Source organism: Pseudomonas sp. GW822-FHT05A08 (genome assembly GCF_058800485.1).
The window spans coordinates 6409754-6433138 of record NZ_CM179511.1 but is presented as its reverse complement, the minus strand read 5'-3'; the positions used below and the strand labels follow the sequence as shown (position 1 = coordinate 6433138).

21 protein-coding genes are annotated in these 23385 nt (G+C 60.5%); 6 read left to right on the top strand and 15 right to left on the bottom strand.

Annotated features, from left to right (window positions below; translation table 11 throughout):
* Both dnaG and rpsU read right to left on the bottom strand, forming a co-directional pair.
* Complete coding sequence (dnaG, locus tag AC3RCP_RS29160; protein ID WP_062824425.1) at positions 1 to 1965, bottom strand: DNA primase; 1965 nt, start codon at positions 1963 to 1965, stop codon at positions 1 to 3.
* A gap of 469 nt (positions 1966 to 2434) precedes the next feature.
* Positions 2435 to 2650, bottom strand: coding sequence for a 30S ribosomal protein S21 (rpsU, locus tag AC3RCP_RS29155; protein WP_002551877.1), 216 nt, complete (start codon positions 2648 to 2650; stop codon positions 2435 to 2437).
* A gap of 200 nt (positions 2651 to 2850) precedes the next feature.
* Between rpsU and tsaD the strand changes: the two genes are divergently transcribed.
* Entirely contained in the window at positions 2851 to 3876 is a 1026-nt protein-coding gene (tsaD, locus tag AC3RCP_RS29150) for a tRNA (adenosine(37)-N6)-threonylcarbamoyltransferase complex transferase subunit TsaD (protein WP_009045890.1), read from the top strand.
* 41 nt (positions 3877 to 3917) lie between these two features.
* On the opposite strand, the gene plsY is transcribed toward tsaD, so the two are convergent.
* Positions 3918 to 4487 (bottom strand): glycerol-3-phosphate 1-O-acyltransferase PlsY, encoded by a 570-nt coding sequence (plsY, locus tag AC3RCP_RS29145; protein ID WP_007926112.1) that lies wholly within the window; start codon positions 4485 to 4487, stop codon positions 3918 to 3920.
* Between the two features lie 74 nt (positions 4488 to 4561).
* On the opposite strand from plsY, the gene folB reads away from it, so the two are divergent.
* Positions 4562 to 4915 (top strand): dihydroneopterin aldolase, encoded by a 354-nt coding sequence (folB, locus tag AC3RCP_RS29140; RefSeq protein WP_007926118.1) that lies wholly within the window; start codon positions 4562 to 4564, stop codon positions 4913 to 4915.
* Complete coding sequence (gene folK / locus AC3RCP_RS29135) at positions 4906 to 5424, top strand: 2-amino-4-hydroxy-6-hydroxymethyldihydropteridine diphosphokinase (protein ID WP_101339282.1); 519 nt, start codon at positions 4906 to 4908, stop codon at positions 5422 to 5424. Before folB ends, folK begins: the two co-directional genes overlap by 10 nt.
* A gap of 49 nt (positions 5425 to 5473) precedes the next feature.
* Here folK and AC3RCP_RS29130 read toward each other — a convergent pair whose 3' ends face one another.
* From AC3RCP_RS29130 to AC3RCP_RS29080, 11 genes are all read right to left on the bottom strand, one after another.
* A complete protein-coding gene (locus AC3RCP_RS29130) occupies positions 5474 to 6703 on the bottom strand; it encodes a multifunctional CCA addition/repair protein (RefSeq protein ID WP_492570672.1) in 1230 nt (409 codons plus the stop codon).
* A 64-nt stretch (positions 6704 to 6767) separates the two neighbouring features.
* Positions 6768 to 8330: a SpoVR family protein gene (locus tag AC3RCP_RS29125; protein ID WP_007926122.1), complete on the bottom strand. Its 1563-nt coding sequence runs from the start codon at positions 8328 to 8330 to the stop codon at positions 6768 to 6770.
* Positions 8327 to 9598 carry a YeaH/YhbH family protein gene (locus AC3RCP_RS29120; RefSeq protein ID WP_007926123.1) on the bottom strand — a complete coding sequence of 424 codons (1272 nt, stop codon included), beginning with the start codon at positions 9596 to 9598 and terminating at the stop codon, positions 8327 to 8329. The genes AC3RCP_RS29125 and AC3RCP_RS29120 overlap by 4 nt, the downstream gene beginning before the upstream one ends.
* A gap of 189 nt (positions 9599 to 9787) precedes the next feature.
* A complete protein-coding gene (locus tag AC3RCP_RS29115) occupies positions 9788 to 11710 on the bottom strand; it encodes a PrkA family serine protein kinase (RefSeq protein WP_007926124.1) in 1923 nt (640 codons plus the stop codon).
* A 295-nt stretch (positions 11711 to 12005) separates the two neighbouring features.
* The gene (glpE, locus tag AC3RCP_RS29110; RefSeq protein ID WP_492570673.1) at positions 12006 to 12335 is read right to left on the bottom strand and encodes a thiosulfate sulfurtransferase GlpE; all 330 of its coding nucleotides are present in this window, start codon (positions 12333 to 12335) and stop codon (positions 12006 to 12008) included.
* Positions 12336 to 12367: 32 nt separating this feature from the next.
* Complete coding sequence (locus AC3RCP_RS29105) at positions 12368 to 13249, bottom strand: symmetrical bis(5'-nucleosyl)-tetraphosphatase (protein WP_492570674.1); 882 nt, start codon at positions 13247 to 13249, stop codon at positions 12368 to 12370.
* A complete protein-coding gene (gene apaG / locus AC3RCP_RS29100) occupies positions 13249 to 13629 on the bottom strand; it encodes a Co2+/Mg2+ efflux protein ApaG (RefSeq protein WP_007926128.1) in 381 nt (126 codons plus the stop codon). The genes AC3RCP_RS29105 and apaG overlap by 1 nt, the downstream gene beginning before the upstream one ends.
* A 122-nt stretch (positions 13630 to 13751) precedes the next feature.
* A complete protein-coding gene (gene rsmA, locus AC3RCP_RS29095; RefSeq protein ID WP_101339279.1) occupies positions 13752 to 14570 on the bottom strand; it encodes a 16S rRNA (adenine(1518)-N(6)/adenine(1519)-N(6))-dimethyltransferase RsmA in 819 nt (272 codons plus the stop codon).
* Entirely contained in the window at positions 14567 to 15556 is a 990-nt protein-coding gene (pdxA, locus tag AC3RCP_RS29090; protein WP_492570675.1) for a 4-hydroxythreonine-4-phosphate dehydrogenase PdxA, read from the bottom strand. Before pdxA ends, rsmA begins: the two co-directional genes overlap by 4 nt.
* A complete protein-coding gene (surA, locus tag AC3RCP_RS29085; protein WP_492570676.1) occupies positions 15553 to 16869 on the bottom strand; it encodes a peptidylprolyl isomerase SurA in 1317 nt (438 codons plus the stop codon). Before surA ends, pdxA begins: the two co-directional genes overlap by 4 nt.
* Positions 16850 to 19651 (bottom strand): LPS-assembly protein LptD, encoded by a 2802-nt coding sequence (locus AC3RCP_RS29080; protein ID WP_492570677.1) that lies wholly within the window; start codon positions 19649 to 19651, stop codon positions 16850 to 16852. The genes surA and AC3RCP_RS29080 overlap by 20 nt, the downstream gene beginning before the upstream one ends.
* 130 nt (positions 19652 to 19781) lie before the next feature.
* Between AC3RCP_RS29080 and AC3RCP_RS29075 the strand changes: the two genes are divergently transcribed.
* From AC3RCP_RS29075 to AC3RCP_RS29065, 3 genes are read left to right on the top strand one after another with little or no spacing between them, the layout of a single operon-like run.
* Complete coding sequence (locus tag AC3RCP_RS29075) at positions 19782 to 20807, top strand: aminoglycoside phosphotransferase family protein (protein WP_101339275.1); 1026 nt, start codon at positions 19782 to 19784, stop codon at positions 20805 to 20807.
* Complete coding sequence (gene murU, locus AC3RCP_RS29070; protein WP_101339274.1) at positions 20804 to 21475, top strand: N-acetylmuramate alpha-1-phosphate uridylyltransferase MurU; 672 nt, start codon at positions 20804 to 20806, stop codon at positions 21473 to 21475. The genes AC3RCP_RS29075 and murU overlap by 4 nt, the downstream gene beginning before the upstream one ends.
* Before the next feature lies 1 nt (position 21476).
* A complete protein-coding gene (locus AC3RCP_RS29065) occupies positions 21477 to 22244 on the top strand; it encodes a TerB family tellurite resistance protein (protein ID WP_101339273.1) in 768 nt (255 codons plus the stop codon).
* 106 nt (positions 22245 to 22350) lie between these two features.
* Here the strand turns inward: AC3RCP_RS29065 and AC3RCP_RS29060 are convergent, their stop codons facing one another.
* Entirely contained in the window at positions 22351 to 23349 is a 999-nt protein-coding gene (locus tag AC3RCP_RS29060; RefSeq protein ID WP_101339272.1) for an alpha/beta hydrolase family protein, read from the bottom strand.
* Positions 23350 to 23385 lie beyond the last annotated feature (36 nt).

Below are 23385 nucleotides of genomic sequence, written 5' to 3'. Positions count from 1 at the left end.
TCACGCGCCAGTTGAGGTCGGGTTTGATGCGGGAACATTGCGTTTTAAAAGCTCAAGTAGCTGAATTTTTTCTTCGCCACTCAATTCGCTTTGACGCGATTTCCTGAGAAGTTGTTCCAAAGCACGCTCACTTTGGCGAGCGGACAAGCTTTTAATGGTGTCGAAAAACTGTTGTTCAAGGTTATCGCCCTCAATCAACCATTCCTTTTCTGCCAACGCCTTGATCAGGCGGCCCTGCTCCGTGCCGTGCCAACGCGCCATCAGTTGATGAATAGAGCGTAGCTTAGGATTTTTCTGCACGGCTTCGATCAGGGCGACCAGCAACTGGGTATTGGTGTTGTCGTCGGCGGCGAAATGCCCGGCGTCTTCAACTTTCTCGGCCAGTTGCGGGTGATGCAGCAATGTTCGAAGGGCTGACAGTGTAGGAGGTTCGACGGCGGCCGGAACGCGCGGGGCACGTGGTTGATCACGATCGCCATTACGCTTGCCCTTTTTGTCCCAAGGCTTGTTCTCCCACTTCTTGCCGCCGGCACCGCTTTTCTTCGGCGTCCACTCCTGCTGCGGCACATAGGCCTCTTGCGGCTCGTGGTAGTCGGCATAGTCCGGCATGGCGTCGTAATCGATGCCGGCGTCGTACGCCGGCGGCGCTTCTTGTGGGGCGCTGTGCACCAACTGGTTGACGGTCTCGTTGTTGAGCCCGGTAATTTCACTGAGGCGCTGGCGCATCAGGGTCCGCAGGTTGGCTCCTGGGACCTTGTCGATCAACGGTGCAGCCAGAGTGGCCAGGTGGGCCTTGCCCTCGAGCGAACGTGGATCGGCTTCGTCCGTCAGTTGCTGGAAGAAGTAATCGGCCAGCGGTTGAGCGTGTTGATTGATGCGTGCGCGAAAGGCGTCGGTGCCTTCGGAGCGGACCAGGGTATCCGGATCTTCCCCTTCGGGAAGAAACAGAAAACGCGCCCGGCGACCGTCCTGCAGGCTGGACAGGGTTGCCTCCAGCGCGCGCCAGGCGGCCTTGCGCCCGGCCTGGTCGCCGTCGAAACAGAACAGGACGCTGGGCACGATGCGGAACAGGCGCTTGAGGTGTTCTTCGCTGGTGGCGGTACCCAGGGTCGCAACGGCGTTACGCAGGCCTTGTTGGGCGAGGGCAATCACGTCCATGTAGCCTTCGACGACGATGATTTCGTCGAGGTTGCGGTTGTTCTTGCGGGCTTCAAACAGGCCGTAAAGCTCCTGTCCCTTGTGAAAAACCGGCGTTTCCGGCGAGTTCAGGTACTTCGGTTTGTCGTCGCCCAGTACCCGGCCACCAAAGGCGATGATCCGGCCGCGGCTGTCGCGGATCGGAAACATCACCCGGTCGCGAAAGCGATCGTAGCGTTTGCCGGTTTCGGCATTTTCGATCAGCAGGCCGGCGTCGATCATGGCTTTCTGCTGCAGGGTGTCGCTGCTCAGGTGCTTGAACAGGTTGTCCCAGCCGGGCGGTGCAAAGCCGAGGCCGAAGTCGCGGGCGATTTCGCCGGTCAGGCCGCGCCCCTTGAGGTAGTCGACCGCGGCCTTGCGGGCCGGATGGCTTTTCAGGGCTTGGCGATAGTAATCGGCGGCGGCGGTCAGCAGCGGATAGAGCGGCGAGTCGGTTGGCTGCCGGGGCTTGTGCGGGCGGCCGCTTTCCTCGCGCGGGATCTCCATGCCGGCGGCTTTGGCCAGTTCCTCGACTGCCTGGGGGAAGTCCAGGTTGTCGTGGTCCATGATGAAGCCGAGGGCGTTGCCGCCCGCGCCACAGCCGAAGCAGTAGTAGAACTGCTTGTCAGGGCTGACGCTGAAGGAGGGGGTCTTTTCCTTGTGGAACGGGCAGCAGGCGGTGTAGTTCTTGCCGGCCTTTTTCATCTGCAGGCGCGAGCTGACAACATCGACGATGTCGGTGCGGTTCAGAAGGTCGTCAATAAAGCTCTGGGGAATCAGCCCGGCCATGGCGTTCTCGTCATCACTGCGCGAAAGAATTGGACCAATGCGAAGGCTTCGAAAGTGGGCTGCTCGAGACGCAACGGCTGCGCGTTCGACCATCTGTCGTCGGCTTGATCGCTATCGGGAAGTGTATCTGCCAAAAGTCCACTGACGTTAGTTTCAATCAGTCTTCGACTATTTGAAGATATTGCTCTGAGTCCGACAGGTCTCGGATGGCTCATAAGCGGGCGCTGGAGAAGGGCGCCTTGGGCTGAGTCTGTTGAGGAATCAGAATAAAAATGTGCTCGTCAGTAGCCTTGGAAGGCTCGTCAGAAGAGACGTGCACCGCTGGCAGGAAGCCAGGTCTGACGTGGTGAAGCGGATTGTCTCGGTCGCATGCGCGGCGTTGACGGTGAAGCATCAAGCGTTGTCCGCAAATGCCATTAGCCCGGCTGAGGGCCGGGCTTGGCAGAAGCTTGCAGCGAACGTCTGTGTATTAGTACAGACGTACGGCGCGGCGCTGTTCGCGCTGAACTTTCTTGGCGTGACGCTTAACAGCAGCAGCTGCTTTGCGCTTACGCTCGGAAGTCGGCTTCTCGTAAAATTCGCGGCTACGAACTTCAGCCAGAACACCGGCTTTTTCGCAGGAGCGCTTGAAACGACGCAGAGCTACGTCGAAGGGTTCGTTCTCTTTAACTTTGACGGCTGGCATCCAGAGCTACCTTCATTCATTACCGGGGTCAACGTTCTCGTCGCAAAAATCGCGGCTGAGGTCGTCGGTTTTTAAGGGTTGCGGATGTTAACCCCTCATCGCTCGGAATGCAAAGCCTCTGATCGAAAACCGCTGGTCGGCTGAGGGAGTGGCGACTATTATGCGCGCCTTCGAATTTAGCCTCTACAAGGCGCAAACCCATGCTAGTACTGGGATTAGAAACTTCCTGCGACGAAACCGGCGTCGCGCTTTACGACAGCGAGCGGGGCCTGCTGGCCGATGCGCTGTTCAGTCAGATCGACCTGCATCGGGCCTATGGTGGCGTGGTGCCGGAGCTGGCCTCTCGCGACCATGTCAAGCGCATGCTGCCGCTGATTCGCCAAGTTCTGGCCGAGGCGGACTGTGTGCCGACCGAAATCGACGCCATTGCCTATACCGCTGGCCCGGGCCTGGTCGGAGCCCTTCTGGTGGGCGCTTCCTGTGCCCAGGCGCTGGCCTTCGCCTGGGGTATCCCGGCGCTGGGTGTGCACCATATGGAAGGCCACCTGCTGGCCCCGATGCTGGAAGAACAACCGCCGGAATTTCCGTTCGTCGCTTTGTTGGTTTCCGGTGGACATACGCAGCTGGTGCGGGTCGATGGCATCGGCCAATACGAGCTGATGGGCGAAACCCTGGATGATGCTGCCGGTGAAGCCTTCGACAAGACGGCGAAGATGATCGGCCTGAATTATCCGGGCGGTCCGGAAATCGCTCGCCTGGCCGCACAAGGCGTGGCCGGGCGCTTTGTTTTCCCGCGGCCGATGACCGATCGTCCAGGGCTGGATTTCAGTTTCAGTGGCTTGAAAACCTTTGCCCTGAATACCTGGCAGCAATGTGTCAGCGCTGGGGACGACGGCGAACAAACCCGTTGCGACATCTCGCTCGCCTTCCAGCAGGCGGTGGTGGAAACTCTGACCATCAAATGCAAGCGAGCCTTGAAGCAGGCCGGACTCAAGCGTCTGGTAATTGCTGGTGGCGTGAGCGCCAACAAGGCGCTGCGCGCGTCGCTGGAAAAAATGCTCGGCGAGATGAAGGGGAATGTGTTTTACGCCCGTCCTGAGTTCTGCACCGATAACGGCGCGATGATCGCGTTTGCCGGTTGCCAGCGTTTGCAGGCCGGTCAGCAGGAGAGCCTGGCGATCAGTGTGCAGGCGCGTTGGCCAATGGAGCAGTTGTCGCCGTTGTGAGTCGGTAATTTCCCGACCTGAGCCCGGTTCATCTTCAGGATTCAGAAATGCCGTTCGCGCCCGGCAAACAGGTCGCGTAGATTGCCACGGTGGCGCCAGACGATGAGCAGTGTGAGGACGCTCATCGGCAGTAGCGCCGCCGGCGCCTGCCAGGCCAGCAATGGCAGGGTCAGGGGCGTGGCGATCAAGGCCGCCAGCGAGCTGGTGCGGGTCAGGTAGAAGGTCAGGAGCCAGGCGGCAATGGCCAGGAGCGCCGCTGGCGGATAAAGCCCCAGCAGCATCCCGGCGGCGGTGGCGACACCCTTGCCGCCGCGAAAGCGAAAGTACACGGGGAACAGATGGCCCAGTACGGCGTAGAGCCCGATCCAGGCCTGTTGTTGGAGCGAAAGGCCTGCGAGACTGGCGATCAGCACAGGCAACAGCCCTTTGAGCAGATCGCCGAGCAAGGTCAGTACCGCAAGTTTCTTGCCGGCCAGGCGCAACATGTTGGTGGCGCCGGCATTGCCCGAGCCACTCATTCGCGGATCGGGTTTACCGGTCAGGCGGCTGAGCAAGATGGCGAAGGACAGCGAGCCGAGCAGGTAGGCGAAGATCGCCAGTAACCAAAACATGCTAACTATTCCGGGCGAGGACGCCCTGATTCTAACGGCGCATTGCGCCCTTGTCGTGCTGCGGAGAAGAGTGCTTGGACAGAGTGTTTATCGAGGGTCTGGAAGTCGACACGGTGATCGGTGCCTACGACTGGGAGCGAGGCATCCGACAGTGCCTGCGCCTTGACCTGAGCTTCGCCTGGGACAACCGCCCGGCCGCGGCTGGTGACGACCTGACCCTGGCGCTCGACTACGCCAGCGTGTCTTCGCGGATCCAGGCGTTTGCCGAGCAAGCACAATTCCAGTTGGTGGAAACCTTTGCCGAGCGTCTGGCTGAAGTCCTGATGAGTGAGTTTCATATTCCCTGGTTGCACCTCAAGCTGACCAAACCCGGTGCTGTTGCGGCCGCCAAAGGTGTGGGCGTGGAGATCGAGCGCGGATGTCGCTAACTCAGGTATTTCTTGGGCTCGGCAGCAATATCGAGCGCGAAACCCATCTGCTGGCCGGGCTCGATGCCCTGGCGGGCTTCCTGCAGGACATGCGCTGCTCGGCAGTGTTCGAAAGCCAGCCGGTCGGGATCAAGAGCGGGCCTTTCTTCAATCTGGTGGTTTCGGCCTTTACCGATCTGCCGCTGATGGAACTGGACCGCCGGTTGAAGTTCATCGAAGCGGATAACGGTCGTTATGCCCCGGACCGCAAGGGCCTGCCGCTGGATATCGATGTGCTGCTGTTCGGCGATCTGGTGGGCAATTTCGACGGCTTGATCCTGCCGCGCGCCGAGATTCTGAAGAATGCCTTTGTGCTCTGGCCCTTGTCGCTGATGGCACCGGAAAGGGTTCATCCGCTGGCCGGACAGGACTTCGCCACCCTCTGGCGCGAAGCCCAAATCGACCAGGTGCTGGCGCCCGTGGCCTTTGAGTGGCGGGGCAGGCAGCTGACGCCACCGGAGCTGGGATAGCTTTGGCTGATTGCTATCGGCTTGCGAGCAAGCTAGCTCGTGATGTTTCTTACTGCGGGTGCTGTTCCTTGTAGGCCTTCAGCGCCTTCAGTCGCTCCCGTTTCAGCGCCTCTCCCAACTCCGGCCCCTTGAATCCCTGCTCCAGCAGCGGCTGTACCGCTACCGTTCGTGCTGCGGTGGCCGCGCCGCGCAAATAGTCCGCCTGGGGATAGGCGCGCTCTTCCAGTCCGAGACGACCGCGAGCATCCATTTCACAGGCGGCGATAAACTCCTCGAACCGCTGCGGCCGACGGTACACGTCAAAGCTTTGCAGCAGCTGCGCCAATGTCGAAGGTTTCAGTTCGAGGGCGCGATGGCCATGGGTGTGGTACTGACCCACCAGCAGCGCCAGTTCCTGGCAGTCGCGTGGCGCCTTGAAGCGTTCGTTGACGCACTTGATCAGCTTCAGGCCCTTGTGCTCGTGTGCGATGTGCTGTGGCCATTCACTTTGCGGTGTCAGGCCCTTGCCCAGGTCGTGCAACAGGCACGCCCAGCGCACGCTCAATGGCTGCTTGTGCTGTGCCGCCTGCTCGAGAACGCTTAGGGTGTGCACGCCGCTGTCGATCTCCGGGTGATGGGCGGCGGGTTGCGGAACGCCAAACAGCGCCTCCACTTCGGGCAGCAGGACCTTGAGCGCTCCACAGTCGCGCAGCACCCGGATGAACACTTGGGGGTGATCTTCCATCAGTGCGCGGGAAATTTCCTTCCAACTGCGCTCCGGCGTCAGGGCTTCCAGTTCGCCTGATTCGCTGAGCTGGCGCATCAATTCGAGGGTGTCAGGCGCCACCCGGAAACCGAGCCCAGCGTAGCGAGCAGCAAAGCGGGCAACGCGCAGGACACGCAGCGGATCTTCGGCGAATGCGGGGGAAACGTGGCGAAGCAGGCGGTTCTCCAGGTCCTGCTGGCCGTGATATGGATCCGTCAGCACGCCATGGTCGTCTTCCGCCATGGCGTTGATTGTCAGGTCGCGGCGGATCAGGTCTTCTTCGAGGGTGACCTCGGGGCTGGCGTGAAAGGTGAAGCCGCCATAACCACGACCGCTTTTGCGTTCGGTGCGGGCCAGGGCATATTCCTCGCCGCTCTTGGGGTGAAGAAAGACCGGAAAGTCCGAGCCTACCGGCCGAAAGCCGTTGGCGAGCATTTCTTCGGCCGTGGCACCGACTACCACCCAGTCGATGTCGGTTACCGGTTTGCCCAGCAGGCGATCGCGTACCGCACCGCCGACCTTGTAAATCTGCATAAAAAACCTCCGTTAGCCCGACAGAATAACCCTTGCGCCGAGCTTTCGGAGGTTTGTCATGCGCTCAGAGGTGGATGACAGCCAGGTCCAGGCGACCATAGTCCCCTTCGTTGTGATCGCTTCTTGGTGGTACGTGATGGGTTTTCATCACCTGGTCGCCCTGCAGGGTTTCCAGATGGATGTCGAACCCCCATAGCCGGTGCAGGTGCTTGAGGACTTCGTCGGTGGAGTCACCCAATGGTTTGCGGTCATGCTGTTGGTGGCGCAGGGTCAGCGAGCGGTCGCCCCGTCTATCGATGCTCCAGATCTGCACGTTGGGCTCGCGGTTACCCAGGTTGTACTGGGCCGCAAGGGTTTCGCGGATGACTCGATAGCCGCTTTCGTCATGAATGGCCGGTACCAGCAAGTCGTCTTTCTGGTCGTCGTCCAGGATGCTGAACAGCTTGAGATCGCGGATCACCTTGGGCGACAGGTACTGCAGGATGAAACTCTCGTCCTTGAAGCTGCTCATGGCGAACTTGATGCTGGAAAGCCAGTCGGTCCCGGCCAGTTCCGGGAACCAGCGACGGTCTTCCTCGGTCGGCTCTTCGCAGATGCGCCGGATATCGCGGTACATGGCGAAACCCAGGGTGTAGGGGTTGATGCCGTTGTAGTAAGGGCTGTCGAAGCCAGGCTGGAAGACCACGCTGGTGTGGGAGGCGAGGAATTCCATCATGAAGCCGTCGGTCACCAGGCCTTCGTCATACAGGTCGTTCATCAGGGTGTAGTGCCAGAATGTTGCCCAGCCTTCGTTCATCACCTGGGTCTGGCGTTGCGGGTAGAAATACTGGGCGATCTTGCGCACGATCCGCACGATTTCCCGCTGCCACGGTTCCAGCAGCGGCGCGTGTTTCTCGATGAAGTACAGGATGTTTTCCTGCGGCTCGGCGGGGAAGCGCGCGTTGTCCTTGTCGCTGAACTTGTCCGTGCCTTTGGGAATGGTGCGCCACAGGTCGTTGATCTGTTTCTGCAGGTGTTCTTCCCGGTCCTTTTGCCGGCGTCGTTCTTCTTCCGCGGAAATCGGATAAGGACGTTTGTAGCGGTCCACCCCGTAGTTCATCAGGGCATGGCAGGAGTCCAGCAGGTCCTCCACGGCATCGATGCCGTGGCGCTCTTCGCACTGCATGATGTACTGCTTGGCGAATACCAGGTAATCGATGATCGAACTGGCATCCGTCCAGGTGCGGAACAGATAGTTGCCCTTGAAGAAGCTGTTATGGCCATAGCAGGCATGGGCCACCACCAGTGCCTGCATGCAGATGGTGTTTTCTTCCATCAGGTAGGCAATGCACGGGTCCGAGTTGATCACGATCTCGTAGGCCAGCCCCATCTGGCCACGGCTGTAGGACTTTTCGGTGCTAAGGAAGTGCTTGCCATAGGACCAATGGTGATAACCCAGGGGCATACCGACAGAGGCGTAGGCGTCCATCATCTGTTCGGCGGTGATCACTTCGATCTGGTTGGGATAGGTATCCAGGGCGTAACGCGCCGCGATACGGCTGATTTCGCGGTCGTAGGCCTGGATCAGCTCGAACGTCCATTCCGAACCGGTGGAAATAGGCTGGCGTTTCTGCTCTCTGGCGGTCATGTCACTAACCTGCGCTGGAAGAGTTCACGGAAGACCGGATAGATATCTCCGGCCGAGACCAGTTGCTGCTGGGCGAAAGTATCGGAAAAGGCTTCGGCGATGCGCTCGTATTCGAACCACAGGGCCTGATGTTCGCGCGGGGTAATCTCCACGTAAGTGTAGTACTGCACGAAGGGCATGATCTGGTTGATCAGGATGTCGCGGCAGATCGGCGAGTCGTCGTTCCAGTTGTCGCCGTCGGAAGCCTGGGCGGCGTAGATGTTCCACTCGTTGCTCGGATAACGCTCGGCCATGATCTCCTGCATCAGTTTCAAGGCGCTGGAGACGATGGTGCCGCCGGTTTCCCGGGAGTAGAAGAACTCCTCCTCATCCACTTCACGCGCACTGGTGTGGTGGCGGATGAACACTACGTCGATCTTGTCGTAGTTACGCTTGAGAAACAGGTACAGGAGGATGAAGAAGCGCTTGGCGATATCCTTGGTGGCCTGGGTCATGGAGCCGGAAACGTCCATCAGGCAAAACATCACGGCCTTGGAACTGGGGTTGGGCTGTTTGACCAGCAGGTTGTACTTGAGGTCGAAGGTGTCGAGGAATGGCACCCGATGAATACGGGCGCTGAGACGCTCGATTTCCGCTTCCATTTCCTGAATATCGCCGAAGTTATCCGGTTCTTCACGTTTCAGGCGTTCAAGTTCCTCTTTGACTTCGCGCAGTTTTGCCCGGCTGCTGCCGGACAGGGCGATGCGCCGGGCATGGGCTGAGCGCAGGGTCCGAATGATGTTGATGCGCGAGGGATTGCCTTCGTTGCTGATCCCGGCCCGGACGGTCTTGAAGGTGTCGGTCCCGCTCAGGTTGCGTTTGACCAGGTTCGGCAACTCCAGGTCTTCGAACATGAACTCGAGGAATTCTTCCTGGGTAATCTGGAAAACGAACTCGTCCATGCCTTCGCCGGAATTGCCAGCCTTGCCCCGGCCACCTCCGCCACCACCGCCTTGAGGGCGTGCGATGTGCTCGCCAGCCGTGAACTCCTTGTTTCCCGGGTGCACCACGGTCTGTTTGCCGCCGCGCCCATGATGGAGCACCGGTTCATCGATATCCCGGCCTGGAATGCTGATTTGTTCGCCATGCTCCATGTCAGTGATGGAACGGCGGCTGACCGCCTCTTCGACGGCCTTCTTGATGTGGTCACGATAACGCCGCAGAAACCGCTGACGGTTTACCGTGCTCTTGTTCTTGCCATTGAGACGTCGGTCGATCACATAACTCATGACTGCTCCTTAGAAGCGGTCTTGAAGCTCGCAAGCGGGCCCGGGCGGGGGGAGGGGGCGGTAAGGTGTCTTGCCGCCGGTCCTCTGCCCGAGCCTCGCTGCGAACGTTCAAACGCGCTTCCTGAAGCCTGTGTAGCAGAAATCGCTAAGACAGGCTCCTGGCTAACGACAACCGGTGCAACCGGCGGGTTACTGCGATTTTCTGACCCGCAGATACCACTCGGACAGCAGTCGTACCTGTTTGTCGGTGTAGCCGCGCTCGACCATTCGGGTAACAAAGTCGTTGTGTTTCTGTTGATCCTCTTTGCTGGCCTTGGCATTGAAGCTGATGACCGGGAGCAGGTCCTCGGTGTTGGAGAACATTTTCTTCTCGATGACCACCCGCAGTTTTTCGTAGCTGAGCCAGGTCGGGTTCTTGCCGTTGTTGTTGGCTCGGGCCCGCAATACGAAATTGACTATTTCGTTGCGGAAGTCCTTCGGATTGCTGATGCCGGCCGGTTTCTCGATTTTCTCCAGCTCTTCGTTGAGCGCGACCCGATTGAGGATCTCGCCGGTTTCCGGATCGCGGTATTCCTGGTCCTGAATCCAGAAGTCCGCATACAGCACATAGCGGTCGAAGATGTTCTGGCCGTATTCGCTGTAGGACTCCAGGTACGCCGTCTGGATTTCCTTGCCAATGAACTCGATGTACCGCGGAGCCAGGTATTCCTTCAGGAAGCGCAGGTAGCGTTCGCGGGTTTCCGCCTGGAATTGCTCCTGTTCGATCTGTTGTTCGAGCACATAAAGCAGGTGCACCGGGTTCGCCGCGATCTCGTGGGGATCGAAGTTGAAGACTTTCGACAGGATCTTGAAGGCGAAGCGGGTCGACAGACCGTTCATGCCTTCATCCACGCCGGCGGCGTCGCGGTATTCCTGGATCGACTTGGCTTTCGGATCGGTGTCCTTGAGGTTCTCGCCGTCGTAGACGCGCATTTTCGAGTAGATGTTCGAGTTCTCCGGCTCCTTGAGGCGCGAGAGAACGGTGAACTGAGCGAGCATTTTCAGGGTGTCGGGAGCGCAATGCGCCTTGGACAGGGAGCTGTTGAACAGCAGCTTGTCGTAGATTTTGACTTCGTCGCTGACCCGCAGGCAGTACGGGACTTTGACGATATAGATCCGGTCGATGAAGGCTTCGTTGTTCTTGTTGTTACGGAAGGTGTGCCATTCCGATTCGTTGGAGTGAGCCAGCAGGATGCCGGTGAAGGGGATCGCGCCCAGACCCTCGGTACTGTTGTAGTTGCCTTCCTGGGTGGCCGTCAGCAATGGGTGCAGCACCTTGATCGGTGCCTTGAACATTTCGACGAACTCCATCAGGCCCTGGTTGGCCCGGCACAGTGCGCCCGAATAGCTATAGGCATCGGCGTCGTTCTGCGGGAACTCTTCCAGCTTGCGAATATCGACCTTGCCCACCAGTGCGGAAATGTCCTGGTTGTTCTCGTCTCCAGGTTCAGTTTTGGCGACGGCGATCTGATTGAGGATCGAAGGATAGAGCTTGACCACCCGGAACTGGCTGATGTCGCCACCGAACTCGGACAGGCGCTTGGTGGCCCAGGGCGACATGATGGTGTTCAGGTAGCGCCGTGGGATACCGAAGTCTTCTTCGAGGATCGCGCCATCTTCCGTGGCGTTGAACAACCCAAGAGGCGACTCGAATACCGGAGAGCCCTTGATGGCGTAGAAGGGCACCTTCTCGATCAGTTGTTTGAGTTTCTCGGCCAGGGATGATTTGCCGCCACCGACGGGGCCGAGGAGGTAGAGGATCTGTTTCTTCTCTTCCAGGCCCTGAGCGGCATGGCGGAAGTAGGAGACGATCTGGTCGATGCATTCTTCCATTCCATGGAAGTCTTCAAAGGCCGGATAGCGACGGATCACTTTGTTGGAGAAGATCCGTGACAGTCTCGAATTGGTCGACGTGTCCAGCAGCTCCGGTTCGCCGATAGCCAGAAGCAGGCGTTCAGCGGCCGATGCGTAGGCGCTACGGTCCTTTTTGCAGAGCTCCAGGTACTCCTGTAGCGAGAACTCTTCCTGGCGTGTGGATTCGAAGCGTTGTTGGAAGTGGCTAAAAATACTCATGACGTCACCTCGCTCGATACGTGGAGCCGACGCCGGATCAGTCAGTCAAGTGCTGGCATGCAGCCGGGAATCCGGCTGATGTTTACCCCCCAGAACACTTTCAAAGCTATCGACCTTGAAAGCTAGTACCGATGACCCGCACGCCGGTGTACCGGCTCTCCCCTGATTGGATGGCCTGAGGCTAAGGATAGTTCGGAATCGGGGAGATAAAGGTGGAATACGTAATTTGTTCAAGTGACCGTTCGTCGGTCGCGGCGCCAGCCCGCGAATGACGCGGGCTGGAGCACAGAAAAAATTATTCGGCGTTGCCTTGGGCAATTTCCGCAGGGTAGGTAGTCCGCCACAGTTCGAAACCACCGTCCAGGCTGTAGACGTCGAAGAAGCCCTGGCTGATCAGGTAGGCCGCCGCGCTTTGGCTGGAGTTGCCGTGATAGCAGACGACCACCAGTGGGGCGTCGAGATCGGCGTTGCGGATGAAGTCGGAGATGGAGTGGTTATCCAGGTGCAGGGAGCCGCTGATGTGGTTCAGGGCAAAGGTCTGCGGGTCGCGGATATCGACCACCACGGCGCCTTGCTCGCGCAGTGCCTGGGCCTGTTCTGGGGGGATGCGTTTGAATTCGCTCATGGCGGGCTCCTGGGCCTGGTGGCAAGCGCCGTCTAGCGCTTGGCGGTGATTGGTGTGGGTTCAGGGGAGGGTTGATTGGCCTGGGGCTTGATGTGACCGTAGGCGTCGCACTCACACTTGAGGCGTTGGCCGGTGTCGACGTTCAGCAAGGTCAGGGCGCCGCCCCAGACGCAGCCAGTGTCCAGGGCGACGACGCCGGGCTGGTTGCAGTTGCCTTCGAGGGCGGCCCAGTGACCGAAGATGATTTTCACGTCCCGGGTCTTGCGTTCCTTGTGCTCGAACCATGGGGCGTACCCCGGTGGGGCGGTGTCTGGCCCTTCCTTACCCTTGAGGTCGAGCTTGCCATCGCTGGTGCAGAAACGCATGCGAGTGAAATAGTTGGTGATCACCCGCAGACGGGTCACGCCTTTGAGTTCGCTGTCCCATTTTGTCGGGTCGTTGCCGTACATACCGTCCAGATAGGGCTCGAAGCGGTTGTCGTCCCGCAGTGCTTCTTCGACTTCGGTGGCGCACTTGAGGGCTTTTTTCAGCGACCACTGTGGCGGTATCCCCGCGTGCACCAGGGCGACGTTGCGCTGTTCGTCATAGTGCATCAGTTTTTGCTGGCGCAGCCACTGGAGCAACTCCTCGCAATCCGGCGCGTTGAGGATCTCGCGCAGGGTGTCGGCTTTCTTCAGGCGCTCGATATTGCGCCAGACGGCCAGCAGGTGCAGGTCGTGATTGCCCAGCACGCACACTAGGGAGTCGCGCATGGCATAAAGAAAGCGCAGGGTTTCCAGCGACTGCGGGCCGCGGTTGACCAGGTCGCCGACCAGCCACAGGCGATCCTTGGTCGGGTCGAAAGCGACCTTTTCAAGCAGGCGCTGCAAAGGTCCCAGGCAGCCTTGCAGGTCACCGACGGCGTAAGTCGTCATCAGTGCAGGGCTCCGGGCACGGCCAGACGGAAGGGGGCGATGATGGCGTCGAAGTGTTTGCCGTCTTCGGCGAGCATCTGATAGCTGCCCTGCATATTGCCGACCCGTGTGGTCATGACCGTGCCGCTGCTGTAGGTGTGGCTTTTGCCCACGGCGATCAGCGGCTGCTGGCCGACGACGCCGGCACCGCGAACTTCCTCGACGTGCCCGTCGCCATCGGTGATCACCCAGTGCCGGGAGAGCAGTTTGGCGGGCAGCAGACCATTGTTCTGTACGGTGATGGTGTAGGCGAAGGCAAAGCGGTTCTGCTCGGGTTGTGACTGTTCTGCGAGAAAGCGGGTGACGACGCTGACGTCGATCTGATAACGGGGATCGGACATGCAAGGGGCCTTAAAACGAAGCGGGACGCGGGACAAAGCTGATGGAGGTCAGTCTAGGCCAAGTATCGGGTAGTAAACCAGACATGGAGCCTGGCGTCTTACCCGATAACGCTGGTGGCGTGTCAGCTGGCGCTGGCGGTGTCCGCGGCTTGTTCGCTGAGCTTGTCGGCCAGGCGAACGAAGGCTGCCAGGTCCAGTTGCTCCGGACGCAGGCTGCCATCGACACCGGCGGCTTCGATCTCGGCGCTGGAAAGCAGGGCTTTGAGGGTATTGCGCAGGGTCTTGCGACGTTGGTTAAAGGCTTCGCGGACGATGCGCTCCAACAGGCGATGATCCTTGGCCGGATGCGGCAGCACGGCGTGTGGCACCAGGCGGACGATTGCCGAGTCGACTTTCGGTGGCGGATTGAATGCGCCAGGGCCAACGTTGAACAGATGCTCCACGCGGCAGTGGTACTGGACCATGATCGACAGACGGCCCCAGTCACCACCGCCCGGGCCTGCGGCGAGGCGCTCGACCACTTCTTTCTGCAACATGAAGTGCATGTCGCGGATCAGGCTGGCGTTTTGCAGCAGGTGAAAGATCAGCGGGGTGGAGATGTTGTAGGGCAGGTTGCCAACCACCCGCAGGCTGCCGGGCGCGGCATTCAGGCTGTTGAAGTCGAACTTCAGGGCATCGCCCTGGTGCAGGCTGAAATTGTCCCGGCCAGCAAACTGCTGGTTGAGGATCGGCACCAGGTCCTTGTCCAGCTCGACCACATCCAGCTGGGCGCCGCTGTTGAGCAGGCCCTCGGTCAGGGCGCCCTGGCCCGGGCCGATTTCCAGCATGCGGTCGCCGGATTTGGCATTGATGGAGCGCAGGATGCGGTCGATCACGCCGGCGTCATGCAGGAAGTTCTGGCCGAAGCGCTTGCGCGCCCGGTGTTGGTATTGCTCGGTCATAAACGGGTCTCGGCCATCTGGTAGGCGGTTTCCAGGGCGACTTTCAGGCTGCCGGTATCGATCTTGCCGCTGCCGGCCAGATCCAGGGCGGTGCCGTGGTCGACCGAGGTGCGGATGATCGGCAAGCCCAGCGTCACGTTGACCGCGGCGCCGAAGCCTTTGTACTTCAGCACGGGCAGCCCCTGGTCATGGTACATCGCCAGCACTGCGTCGCAGTGCTCCAGATATTTGGGGGTAAACAGAGTGTCGGCGGGCAGGGGGCCGCGCAGGTCCATGCCTTCGTTGCGCAGACGCTCCAGGGTGGGTTCGATGATATCGATTTCTTCATGGCCCAGATGTCCGCCTTCGCCGGCATGCGGGTTGAGCCCGCAGACCAGGATGCGTGGCTGGGCGATGCCGAATTTGTTGCGCAGGTCCGCATGCAGAATGCGCGTAACCCGCTCCAGGCGCTCCGGGGTAATGGCGTCGGCGACGTCCCGCAGGGGCAGGTGAGTGGTCACCAGTGCCACGCGCAGGCCATGGGTGGCCAGCATCATCACCACTTGTTCGGTGTGCGTCAGGTCGGCGAGAAACTCGGTATGGCCGGAAAAGGCGATGCCGGATTCGTTGATCACACCCTTGTGCACCGGGGCGGTAATCATTCCGTCGAAATGCCCGTCCAGGCAGCCTTGGCCGGCCCGGGTCAGGGTTTCCAGAACGAACGCGGCGTTGGCCTTGTCCAGCTGACCAGTAACGACCTTGGCCGACAGCGGGGTATCCCAGACATAGAGGCTACCAGCGGCGGCCGGCTGGCTTGGCCAATTGTCGGGGCCGACCGCAATCAGGCTGACGGCCACACCCAACTGCGCGGCCCGCTCGATAAGCAGGTCGCGGCTGGTGATGGCAATCAGGGGATGTGGCTGTTGTTGCGAGGCGAGCAGCAGGCACAGGTCGGGACCTATGCCGGCTGGCTCGCCGGGGGTGAGCGCGAAACGCTTGGGTTTCACTGTGCCGCCTGGTCAGCGCCAGGAAGTTTGATCTCGACGTAGGCTTCGTCGCGAATCTGGCGCAGCCAGGTTTGCAGCTCTTCGTCGTATTTACGGTTGCGCAGCACGGTCATCGCTTGCTGTTCGCGGGCCTGGCTGGTGCTGTCAGTGGCGCGGCGGCCAAGGACTTCCAGTACGTGCCAGCCATATGGGCTCTGGAACGGCTTGGACAGCTGGCCTTGCGGGGTCTTGGCCATCACCTCGCGGAACTCGGGAACCAGGGCGTTCGGGTCGATCCAGCTGAGGTCGCCACCGTTGAGGGCGGAACCCGGATCTTCCGAGTAGCTTTTCGCCAGTTCGGCAAAGTCTTCGCCGGCTTCGATGCGCTCGTAGAGCTTCTGGGCCAGGCGTTTGGTTTCTTCTTCGCTGCGAATTTCACTTGGCTTGATCAGGATATGACGGACATGCACTTCGTCACGCATCTGATTGCCGCCGCCGCGTTTTTCCAACAGCTTCAGGATGATGAAGCCGCCTGGAGTGCGAGCTGGCTGGGTGATATCGCCCACTGCCATGGCACTCAGTTCGCGGTCGAACGGAGGGGGCAGTTGAGCGGCTTTACGCCAGCCCATGTCACCACCTTCCAGGGCGTTGTCGCTGCCTGAGCGGGCGATGGCCAGCTGAGCGAAGTCGGCGCCTTGCTTGAGCTGCTGATAGATGTCCATGGCCTGGCGCGCGGCACTCTGAATCGCTTCGGAGTTGGCGCTTTCCGGGGTTGGAATCAGGATATTGGCCAGGTGCAGCTCTTCGGACAGTTGCATCTTGCCCAGGTCGGAGGCGAGGAAGTTCTTCACTTCCTGCTCGGAGACCTGAATGCGTTCGGCAACACGGCGCTGACGCACGCGACTGATGACCATCTCGCGGCGAATCTGCTCACGGGCGTCCTGATAGGACAGGCCATCACGAGCCAGGGCGGCGCGGAATTGATCAGGCGTCATGTTGTTGCGCTGGGCGATGGTGCCGACGGCCTGGTTCAGCTCTTCATCGGTGATGCGGATGCCGGAGCGTTCGCCGATCTGCAGTTGCAGGTTTTCGACGATCAGGCGTTCCAGTACCTGCTGGTTCAGGACCTCGGCGGGAGGCATGCCGCCGCCGCGCTTGGCGATGGTTTGCTGGACTTCGTGAACCCGTTGGTCCAGCTGGCTCTGCATGACCACGTCGTTATCGACGATGGCCACCACTTTGTCGATGGGTTGTACCGCGGCGCTCGCCGCGGTACCCAGGAACAACGCGCCCAGCATCAGCGGGCGCAGACAATCAGAAAGCTTGGTCTTCACGTTCACGGTAACCTTGAATGCCTTTGTCGAGGAAGCTCTCTACCTTGGCGCCGGTAAGGCCGCCGAGTCCTTTCAGGACGATTTGGAGGAAGATGCCATGGTCGCCTTTCTCGTTCTGCGGGGCGTCTTGACTGGTTTCGTCATACTTGACCCAGTAACGGTTGATCAGGCGCAGTTTCCAGCAGCAGTTGTCGTATTCGAAACCACCGAAGGCATCGAGGGTACGGTTGCGGTTGTAGTCGTACTGCCAGCGGCTGATCAGGTTCCATTGCGGCACGATCGGCCAGATCACCGAGAAGTCATGCTGCTTGATCTTGTAGTAGTCCTTCACATAGCCAGGTTGTCCTGGAGTGCCGTAGTCACCGCCACCCACCGACCATTTACCCGTGGACTGGTCGTAACGAACTAGGTCGTTGCGATAACGATAACCGGCGTTGATGACCTTGTTCGGGTTGTCTTCCGGTTGGTAGTGGAACATCGCGCTACCGGAGCGAGGGCTGCGGGTATCTGGATCCCAGTTGTAGTCGGCAGTGGTGCGCCAGTCGCGGTTCCAGCGGTATTCATATTCCAGGGCATAAGGAGATACGTTGGAATGTGCATCGTCACGAGTTTTAGCGTCGATACCTGGCAGCTGGACTTCACGGTCCTTGAAGTACAAGGCTTGGCCGACACTGATGCGCTGGCGTTCAAAGCCGTTTTCTTCAATCCAACGATTGGTGACGCCCAGGGACAGCTTGTTCTCATCACCTACGCGATCCGAGCCGGAGAAGCGGTTGTCACGGAACAGCGACGAGTAGTTGAAGGTGGACTCGCTGGTGTCGAACACCGGGATGTCGCTCTGGTCTTTCTCCGGTACATAGAGATAGTACAGGCGTGGTTCCAGGGTCTGGCGATAGTTTTTGCCGAACCATTGGGTGTTGCGGTCGAAGTACAGGCCGCTGTCGATACTGGCGATTGGCACGCCGCGGTTCTGATTGCTGCTGTAAGTACCGTTCAGGCGATCTTGTTCCGCGGTTTGTGCCGCGACCTGACTCTTCCCGATGCTGTCCAGATCCAGATCGTACTGGGTGTACTGATACTTGAGGGACGGCTTCAGGAAACCGTAGGTCCAATTGAGTGGGAGACTTACAGTTGGCGCGAGGTTGAGGCGATTGCCATTGGCGCGAGCCAAACCTGTGATATTGCGGTCGAGTCGTGGCGAGCCAATACCATTTTCATCAAAGTACGTACCGTTTTGCAGGTCGCGATCAAATCGAACGATTTCTGCGTCGTACCTGAAGTCCACTCCACCAGGATGTTGCGGCAAGAAGCCATTCAAGGTGATTTGCGGCAGGCGGTTGTAAGGCGTGATGTTGGAAACCGTGGCCAGCTCATAAGCCTGGGCATTGAGGCGCGCGGTGTAGGTATCGCCGCGGTAGGTCACAGCACCCTGCTGGTTAATGTAGTCACGGCTTTCCACGCCGATCTGGTCGCTCTGCAGATCCTGGAAGTAGTACGGATCGCTGATCTTGGTGTAGTCGACCTCGGTCATTACCCGCGAATCGAGCCCGCCCTTGTGCTGCCAGTTGTACATGTAGCGGGTTTTTTCGTAGTCCGACTGCAGTTTGCGATCATCGTTGTCGTCGTTGAGGTACGCCGCGCCGAACTGACCTTCGCTGGACTTGGTCAGGTAGCGGAACTCGCCTTCCATCAACAGGCCGCGCTTGCTCATGTAGCGCGGGTACAACGTGGCGTCGTAGTTCGGCGCCAAGTTGAAGTAGTACGGGGTCACCAGCATGAAGCCGGTATCGCTGCCGCTGCCGATGGTGGGCGGCAGGAAGCCGGACTGGCGACGGTCGTCGATCGGGAAATAGATGTATGGCGTGTACAGGACCGGAATGTCCTTGACGCGCAAGGTCACGTTGGTCGCTGTGCCGAAGCCGGTCGCCGGGTTCAGGGTGATGTTGTTGCCCTTGAGCTGCCAGGCGTTGCTGCTCGGTTCGCACGTAGTGTACGTACCGTCCTTGAGGCGGATGATCGCGTTCTCGGCACGCTTGGCGTACAGCGCGTTACCGCGGATGCGCGACTTGTGCATCACGTATTCGGCGTTGTCGACCTTGGCTTCGCCGGTATCCAGCTGCACGTCGGCGTGATCGCCGACCATCAGGGTGCCGTTGTCGCGCAGGCGGACGTTGCCGCTCAGCTCGCCACGGTTCTCGGCCTGGTACAGGTTGGCCTCGTCGGCCTCGACCTGCATGCTGCCCTGGCGCATGACCACATCACCGGCCAGGGTAGCGATCTGCTGCTCCTGCTGGTAACGCGAAGCCTTGGCGCCAATAAAGGTCGGGGCGTCACTTTTATTCGTCTTGTCATTCATGCCAGGACGAATCGGTTCGATATAAGCACCAGCACAGTAAGGACCGGTCTCGGCCAACTGGGCGGCGGTGAGCTTCTCGCGCGGAACCCAGTCGAGGTGACTGTAGTCTTCGCTGCGGGACTTCAGACCGCGGCCCTTGGACTCGGTAACCAGCATCGGCTTGGCGCCGGTGTCTTCGCTGGTTTCGCTGCCTTCGGCCGATGTCGCGGTGCTCGAGCTGACCGCACTCGCGTCATGCACGGGGCGCGGAGGCAGTTGAGCGGCGCTGGTTTTCGGCGCGCAGTCCCAGCCACCCGAAGCAGAGACTGAGCAGTCATACTGTTCTGCGGCGACCACGAACGAAGTGGCCAGGGGTTGCAGGGCCAGCAGACTGCCAGTAACCAACAACGGAAATTTTTTACGAAACGCGGGGGATTTCAATGCCATCTTATTAGTCCGGGCTTCCTGCGTGCCATCTGCCCGCGGTGTGGGCCGCACGCCTCTCGATGGTCTGAAAAAGATGCTGGATAATAAAGCATGACCCGCTTGACGGCTAGCGCCGTCGGAGACCCTTGCAATGCCTGACCAAGATGTACGCTTGCAACACCTGAAAGTTTGGCTCGATGAGCAGTTGTCGATTGTTTATGCCTCCAACGGATGGGGCCTCGTGCCCCCGGCCACATTGACCGCGGCCAGCAGCGACGCGAGTTTCCGGCGGTATTTCCGCTGGGAAGGCGAAGGCCGCAGCTTTGTCGTGATGGATGCTCCGCCGCCCCAGGAAAACTGCAAACCCTTCGTGGATATCGCCCATCTGTTGGCAAAATCCGCAACCAATGTGCCGAAAATTTATGCAGAAGATTTGCCGCGCGGCTTTCTTTTGCTCAATGACCTGGGCAACAAGACCTATCTGGACGTGATCGACGGCGAAAATGCCGACGCCCTGTTCAAGGATGCGCTGCAAACCTTGCTGGCTTTCCAGCAGTTGCCGATGGATGCGCCGTTGCCCAGTTATGACGTCGCTTTGCTGCGCCGTGAGCTGGAACTGTTCCCCGAGTGGTACGTGGGGCGCGAGCTGGGCGTCGAGCTGAATGAGCGCCAGCGCGGCCAATGGCAGCGGGTCAGCGAGCTGCTGATCGAAAGCGCCCTGGCCCAGCCCAAGGTGCTGGTGCATCGTGACTATATGCCGCGCAACCTGATGCTCAGCGAACCCAATCCGGGCGTGCTGGATTTCCAGGACGCGGTCTACGGCCCGGTAACCTATGACGTCACCTGCCTGTTCAAGGATGCTTTTCTCAGCTGGCCCGAAGCGCGGGTGCGCGGCTGGCTGGAGGACTACTGGCAGCAAGCGTCCCGGCTCGGTATCGCGGTACAACCCGATTTCGAGGATTTCCTGCGCGCCAGCGACCTGATGGGCGTGCAACGCCATCTCAAGGTGATCGGGATCTTCGCGCGGATCTGCCACCGCGACGGCAAGCCCCGTTACCTGGGCGACGTGCCGCGTTTCTTCGCTTATATAGAGGCCGTCCTGGCCCGTCGGCCGGAGCTGGCGGAGTTGGGTGAACTGTTGGCCAGCCTGCGTCAACCGGTCGGAGCCTGTGTATGAAGGCAATGATTCTGGCCGCGGGCAAGGGCGAACGGATGCGCCCCTTGACCCTGACCACGCCCAAGCCATTGATCCGCGCCGCCGGTGTGCCGCTGATCGAGTACCACCTGCGGGCACTGGCCCGGGCGGGCTTTACCGAAATCGTCATCAACCACGCCTGGCTGGGGCAGCAGATCGAAGATCATCTGGGCGATGGCGCGCGCTTTGGCTTGAGCATCCGCTATTCGCCGGAGGGCGAGCCGCTGGAAACCGGCGGCGGTATTTTCCGCGCCTTGCCATTGCTGGGCGACGAACCCTTTGTGGTGGTCAATGGCGATGTCTGGACCGATTATGATTTCCGCTCGTTGAACCGTCCGCTGGATGCGTTGGCGCACCTGGTGCTGGTGGATAACCCGGCTCACCACACCGCCGGGGATTTCATCCTCAGCGATGCCCGGGTGCGGGACGCCGAGCCGGGCGCGCAGACCCTGACCTACAGCGGCATCGCGGTGTTGCACCCGGACCTGTTCCAGGGCTGCACACCGGGCGCGTTCAAGCTGGCGCCCCTGCTACGCAAGGCCATGGCCGATGGACAGGTCAGTGGCGAGCGTTTGCAGGGACACTGGGTCGATGTTGGCACCCATGAGCGTCTGGCGGAAGTCGAAACCTTGTTAGAAGCGAGTCGTTGATATGTTGTGGCCAGGGACTCTGATCGGAGCCGGGGCTGGCTTTGCCATAGCCAGTATCCCGGGGGCCATGCTGGGAGCGTTGCTGGGACAGGCGCTGGACCGGCGTTTGCAATTGCATAGCTGGGCCCAGGTGCGTGAGCGGCTGGGCGGTCGACCGGCGTTGCGCAACGATGAACTGCTGTTCGTGCTCTTGGGGCGGCTGGCGAAAAGCGATGGCCGGGTGGTCGATGGGCATATCCAGCAGGCGCGTCTGGAAATGCGTTCGCTGGACATGAACGAAGCCGCGCAGCGTCGCGCGATTGCCGCGTTCAATCGGGGCAAATCGGGTAACGATCGGCTACGGGGCTACCTGCGACGCCTGGCGACGCAGCCTCATGCTGCCGAGGGTGTGTTGCGCGCTTGCTGGCGGATGGTCTGGGCCGATGGCCGGGCCGGCCCCTCCGAGCGCGAGCTGATCCAGCTCTGGGGCAAGTGGCTGGGCTGGACTGTGCAGCAGGTGCAGGCGTTGGCGGCGGACTACGAGCCGAGCAAAAAGCCGTTGGCCAACAGCAGTGGCACTTATCAGGACGCGTTGCGCCTGCTGGGTGTCTCGGCGACCAGCGAGCCTTCGCAGATCAAGCGCGCCTACCGGCGCCTGCTCAGTCGCCATCACCCGGACAAGATTGCCGGCAGCGGCGCAAGCCCCTTGCAGGTGCGGGAAGCCACGGAGAAAACCCGCGAGCTGCACAGCGCTTACGCACTGATCCGCGAGCGTCGGGATTTTCGTTAGAGAGGCTCGTTAGAGGGATGCGTTAGAGATATTCGCTAGAGGGAAATGCCCCACGCCCGGCCCCGCACCTTGCCAAAAACAGGAGCGGGACCGGGCACGGCGGGATTCAGTCTTGCGCGGGTTGCGGGCTCAGCCAGCCGCGTACGCGTCTGAACAGTTGCTCGTTTTCAGCCGTGCTGTTGCCCGGCAGGGCGTTGAGCGAGACCTGGGTGAAGTTGGCGTTCTTCTGACGCTTGCTCGCCTGCAGGCGTTCCAGGGCGTTCTTGCGAGCCTGCGCGTTGTCCTTGTAGAAAAAATCGGCGGTCGCCAGCTTCAGGGTCGGCGTCAGTTCCGCCAGTCCGGGTTTGCCGATGGACGGGGTCTGGGCAGCCACCAGCACCAGCTTTTGAATCTCCGGCGGCTGTTTTTCGCTCAGGTAGCGCGTGGCCCAGTAGGCGCCGCTGCCATGACCCAGCAACACAATGCTGCGGGCGTTCTGCTGCTGGGCGTAGGTCACCGCGGCGTCGATACGGGCAAAAATCCGTTCGGCGTCGGCCTTGGCCTGTTCTTCGCTACTCTCCACCACCGCGCGATCGGCTATCTCGGCTTCGCCACCGGCGGCCTGTTCGATTGGCTTGGGCGCTGCCGTGGCGGCATCTTTGCTGCTAGTGTCGGCGGTCGCGGGCGCAGGTTCGGCCTCGACGATGCGCGGTTGCGCCGCATCGCTCTGCAGGTCGGGCAAGGTCAGGCTCAGGCTGCTCCAGTCGGCATCCGGCAATCTGTTGCGCAAAGGGCCGATTGCCTGAGGCCAGTCGGCGGTTTCGCCAGCGCCCGGGATGATAATCACCGCGCCTTTGGGATCGCTGGTGTTGGCGGGTTTCCACAGGGCCAGAAAGCTCTCGCTGCCGGCTTGCAGTGACTGTTGCTCACTGGATGGCATGACTCGTTCGAGGGCCGCGGCATCTTCCTGGCTACGCTCAAGGAGCGGCTGGCGTTCGGCCGGTTTTTCCGCGGCAGGCTGTTCTGCCGGGGCGGCTTGCGGATCGGCGGCCTCGACCGAAAAGGCACAAGGAAGGATCAGCGACAGGCACAATGCGGGCAGTGCCGTGCGGTGGACAAGGGACATCGGTTATTCCAGGCCAGAAGTAATCCCGGCAGCCTA